Origin of the sequence: Acidovorax sp. BoFeN1, from assembly GCF_003345135.1 — a bacterium.
GTDB lineage: Bacteria > Pseudomonadota > Gammaproteobacteria > Burkholderiales > Burkholderiaceae_C > Acidovorax > Acidovorax defluvii.
This window is the reverse complement of the sequence record NZ_QOZT01000146.1, coordinates 1-4,602: the sequence shown is the minus strand read 5'-3', so window position 1 is coordinate 4,602 and position 4,602 is coordinate 1. Positions and strand designations below refer to the sequence as shown.

4 protein-coding genes are annotated in these 4,602 nt (G+C 64.6%); 2 read left to right on the top strand and 2 right to left on the bottom strand.

From position 1 onward, the window contains the following. Positions 1-22 precede the first annotated feature (22 nt). Both DTW89_RS18775 and DTW89_RS18770 read right to left on the bottom strand, forming a co-directional pair. Positions 23-1,270, bottom strand: coding sequence for a PLP-dependent transferase (locus DTW89_RS18775; protein WP_114657034.1), 1,248 nt, complete (start codon positions 1,268-1,270; stop codon positions 23-25). A gap of 94 nt (positions 1,271-1,364) precedes the next feature. Continuing rightward, positions 1,365-1,853, bottom strand: coding sequence for a BON domain-containing protein (locus DTW89_RS18770; RefSeq protein WP_111866628.1), 489 nt, complete (start codon positions 1,851-1,853; stop codon positions 1,365-1,367). 186 nt (positions 1,854-2,039) lie between these two features. Here DTW89_RS18770 and DTW89_RS18765 point away from each other — a divergent pair, with 186 nt between their 5' ends. Both DTW89_RS18765 and DTW89_RS18760 read left to right on the top strand, forming a co-directional pair. Further along, complete coding sequence (locus tag DTW89_RS18765; protein ID WP_114657033.1) at positions 2,040-3,764, top strand: SulP family inorganic anion transporter; 1,725 nt, start codon at positions 2,040-2,042, stop codon at positions 3,762-3,764. Between the two features lie 34 nt (positions 3,765-3,798). Then, a complete protein-coding gene (locus tag DTW89_RS18760) occupies positions 3,799-4,563 on the top strand; it encodes a GGDEF domain-containing protein (RefSeq protein WP_114657032.1) in 765 nt (254 codons plus the stop codon). Positions 4,564-4,602 lie beyond the last annotated feature (39 nt).

The window sequence follows — 4,602 nt, the reverse complement described above, 5'->3', positions numbered from 1 at the left end:
CCTCAGCACACCCGCCCCGCCTTCAGGCCGCTCCAAATGCTCCGCGCATGGCCTGCTCCAAATCCTGGCGGAGGTCTTCCACCTCCTCCAGCCCCACCGAAAAGCGCACCAGGGTGCCAGGCTGCAGGTGCGGCGCGGGCCGGCTGCGCATGGATGCAAGCTGGTAGGGAACCACCAGGCTCATGGGGCCGCCCCAGCTGTAGCCCAGCTTGAACAGGCGCAACCCATCACAGAACGCGTCAACCTGCTGCTGGCTGAAACGCGCGTCGATCATCACGCTGAACAAACCCGCCGCAGCGCCATGGCCATCGTTTGCAGCGCCGCACAGCGCCTGCCAGTGGGCGTGGCCCGGTGCACCGGGCAGCACCGGATGCAGCACCTGCGCCACGGCGGGCTGCTGCTGCAACCACTGAGCCAGCTGGCGCGCCGCAACGTCGTGTGCACGGTAGCGCAAACCAATGCTGGGCAAGGCGCGCAGCACGGCTTCGGCATCGTTGGCTGCGATGCCCAGGCCCAGGCGCATGTGCGTGAGCTTGACTTTCATGTGCAGGGCCGGATCGCGCGTGATCACACTGCCCATCAGCACATCGCCGCCGCCACTGGGGTATTTGGTCAGCGCATGCACCGAAATATCGACGGCCAGGCTGCCGCTGCCGACTCCTGCCAGATCAAAGGGCGCAAACGCGAGGCCGGCGCCCCAAGTATTGTCGAGCGCCGACGTGACCCCCCGGGCACGGCAGATGCGCACCTGTTCACACAGATCAGGGAATTCCATGGTCACCGAACCAGGTGCTTCCAGCCACACCAGGCGCGTGGCCGGTGTGATGCGCGCTGCCAGATCGGCGGGGTCGAGCGGGTCATACAGCACATGGTGAATGCCGAAGCGAGCCAACTCGCCGTTGGCCAGGTCTTTGCTGGGACCGTAAGCGTTGTCGGGAATCAGGACTTCATCACCGGGCTGGAGCAAGGCCAGGGCCACATTGGCAATGGCCGCAAGGCCACTGGGCACCAGCACGCATTGCAGCCCGCCCTCCAGGGCGCACAGGCGCTCTTCCAGCGTGAACGTGGTGGGCGTGCCATGCAGGCCATAGGTGTAGCCGCTCTTGTCTTTCCATTCGCGCGAACGCATCGCGGCCACGCTAGGGAAAATAACCGTAGATGCCTTGAACACACCAGGCTGGGGCGCGACAAATCCGGCAGGCGGGACATAAGGGTGATGGACGATGCGGGTTGCAGGCCCAAAAGTGGTGTCTTCAGTCATGCCAGCCATGGTAGCGCGCCCACGGCCGTAGCCTGCGGTACCACCGGGCCGCAAGCCCGGGTGCAGCGCCCCCATGCGTAGGTGGGGGCGAGATGCCTGTGGCTTAGCTGGGCACCTTGAGGTTGTTGGTGACCGATGTCACGCCCTTCACCTCTTTGGCGATGGTTTCAGCGCGCTCGCGGGCGCTTGCATTGGGTGCGGGACCCGAAAGTGTGACTGCGCCGGCACGGGTGTCGACGTCGATCTTGAACGCGCTCAGATCTGGGTCCTTGGCCAAGCCAGCAGACACCTGCGCTGTGATCGTCGCGTCATCCATTGCGCCCATGGCAGCAGTGCCCATTTCCTGCGCGCCCGACTGCACCTTGGCAGCGCCCTCTTCGACCTTGGTTTCCGCATTCTTGAGGGCGTTTTCTGCCTTCACCTTCGCATCCGCGGCGGCCTGTTCGGTTTGTTGCACAGCGGAATCGAGTTTTTGGCCCACGGTGGGCTGCTCTTGCTTGTCGCACGCGGCCAGACCCAAAGCCAAGGCGCTGACACCAAGAATGCTCAGGATGCGCTGCGAACCACTGTGCGAAAAATGACGGATATTCATGTGATCACTCCTTCCAGATAAAAGATGGTGTGAATGTAGGCAGCACATCGTGACGCCTGGGGTCGGACAGCGCCGAATGGGCTGTAGGACAACAGCACCAACCTGCTCTGCCCCTCGCGAAAGACAGTTGGCGCGCGGGGATGCCTTCGGGTGCGCCAGGCCGATGCAGCGGCGACAATTGCAACGATGTCACTGAACACCTTGTCCCGCTGGCTTCCGTTTCTGAACTGGCCGCGCCCAGAACTGGCCTTGCTCAAGGGCGAATTCTGGGCCGGAATGACCGTCGGCCTGATGCTGGTGCCGCAGGGCGTTGCCTACGCCGCGCTTGCAGGGATGCCCCTGGTGACCGGCATCTATGCATCCCTCGTGCCGGCTCTGGTGGCCGTGCTGTTCAGCGCCTCCACGCGCCTGGGCGTGGGGCCCACGGCACTGACCAGCCTTCTGATCGGCGCATCGCTGACGGGGCTGGCCGAACCCGGCAGTGCGCAGTGGGTGGCCATGGCGGCCTGGATGGCGATCCTGTCAGGACTGTTGCAGCTGGTGATGGGGCTGGCGCGCTTTGGCTGGTTGCTCAATCTGGTGACCTCACCCGTGCTCAGCGGCTTTACCCAGGCAGCGGCGCTGCTGATTCTTTCGTCCCAGCTCGGGGCACTGACCGGGCTGCGCTCCGATCTGGGCGCCTTGTGGACGACGCCCTCGCTGGGCCATTTCGATCTGACAGCAGCGGCCTTCGGCCTGGGTAGCCTGGTGTTGCTGATAGTGGCGCGCCGGCTGCGCCCGGGCTTTCCGGCTGCCATCGTGGTGCTGGGGGCTGCGGGTGCCGTCAGCTGGGCCCTGGGCTACGCCGAGGCCGATGGTGCGGTGGTGGGAGCCTTGCCGGCCGGCCTGCCCAGCTTTTACTGGCCGGGCGCCCTGCCCTGGTCCAGCTTTTCGGCACTGGTCATGCCGGTGCTGGTGGTGACGCTGGTCAGTTTTCTCGAAACCGCTTCCAGCGCCAAGGTGGACAGCCAGCGCTCGGGAGAGCGCTGGAACGAAAACCAGGACCTGATCGGTCAGGGACTGGCCAAGATCAGCAGCGGCCTGTGTGGCAGCTTTGCCACCAGCGCTTCATTCTCTCGCTCGGCCATCAACCTGTATGCCGGCGCCCGCAGCGGCTGGGCCACCGTGTTTGCCATTGCCCTGATGCTGGTGGTGCTGCTGTGGCTGACACCAGCGCTTTACCATGTGCCGCAATCGGTGCTGGCCGCCGTGGTGGTGACGGCTGTCACCAGCCTGATCAAACCAGGCAGTTTTGTGCGGTTGTGGCGGATTTCCCGCATCGAGGCGGTCATTTCTGGCGTTACCTTCGGTTTGACGCTGGCCACGGCCCCCCGCATGTACTGGGGTGTGCTGGTGGGCCTGCTGATGAACCTGAGCCACTTTTTGTACCAGCGCCTGCACCCGCGCATCATTGAGGTGGGATTGCACCCCGACGGCAGCCTGCGCGACCGGCATCTCTGGCAACTGCCCGCGCTGGCGCCCCATCTGCTGGCCTTGCGCATGGATGCCGAACTCGACTTTGCTTCCTCCAGCGCGCTGGAACGCCGTGTGATGGACCACCTGGGCCTGCACCCCGATGTGGTGCATGTCTGCCTGCTGGCCCAGCCCATCAACCGCATCGACGTGACGGGTGTGGAAACCTTTGCCAACCTGGTTTCCACACTGCGTGCCCGCACGGGCACGCTGCACCTGAGCGGGCTCAAGCTGCCCGTGGAACAGGTACTGCGCCGCGCCGGGGTGCTGGAGCCCGGCCCGGGTCTGGCCATGTACCGCACCGACGCCGAAGCCTTGCTGGCACTGCAGCAACTGCCGGGACCGGCCCACAACGCCAGTGATGGCGTCGCAGACAGCCAAAAAGCAAGGGCCGACTGATACACTCGCAGGCTACTTATGGCCCTCAAAATCCGTGCCTGATCCGGCTTCCCACATCGTAGACCTGCGCGACCTGCGCCTGGACACTGCGCACGCTCTGGTAGCCCAGGCCAGCGGGAGCGAGGCTGCCCTGCGCCGCGATCAGCCCTCACGGTACCTGCAGGGCCTGATCGACGGGCTGTGCGAACTCTCTCTCAAAGACCACCTCACCGGGCTGGCGAACCGTCGCCATTTCCGTGCGGTGCTAGAGCGTGAAATCGACCGCGTGACACGCTCGGGTGAAGCCGCCTTGCTGCTGATGCTGGACATCGACCATTTCAAGCAGATCAACGATACCTACGGGCATCTGGCCGGCGACGTGGTGCTGCAGTCGGTGTCGCGCACCCTGAGCGCCTGCGTGCGCCCCATGGACACACTGGCGCGCTACGGTGGCGAAGAATTTGCAGTGGTGCTGCCCGCCTGCCAGGCAGGCTTTGGCAAGGTGGTTGCCGAGCGCATTCGCCGTGCGGTGGCCAACACGCCGGTGCGCATTTCGCCTTCGGTTGAAGTCAACGTCACGATCAGCATTGGTGGCGCTTTCGCCATGCAATGGATCCGCTCCACCACCCTGCTCTGGACTGACCGCGCAGACCACCAGCTGTATAACGCAAAATCCATGGGCCGAAATTGTGTGAGCATTGAGGAGCAACCCGACAGCACGGTCAGTGCCGAAGAAAAGAGCCTGTTGTTCGGCCCGCTCAACACGCCGTCGGGCTGGGGCGATTTGCCTCCGCTGGACCCCGCAGGCAGCGTCTACTGAAAGTAATGAGATGAGCGACGCGCTGTCCCCCCCCAACAA

Excerpts from the sequence above, each read along its gene's own strand:
- DTW89_RS18765 (WP_114657033.1), top strand. The coding sequence starts at position 2,040 with ATGTCACTGAACACCTTGTCCCGCTGGCTTCCGTTTCTGAACTGGCCG.
- DTW89_RS18770 (WP_111866628.1), bottom strand. The coding sequence starts at position 1,853 with ATGAATATCCGTCATTTTTCGCACAGTGGTTCGCAGCGCATCCTGAGC.
- DTW89_RS18775 (WP_114657034.1), bottom strand. The coding sequence starts at position 1,270 with ATGGCTGGCATGACTGAAGACACCACTTTTGGGCCTGCAACCCGCATC.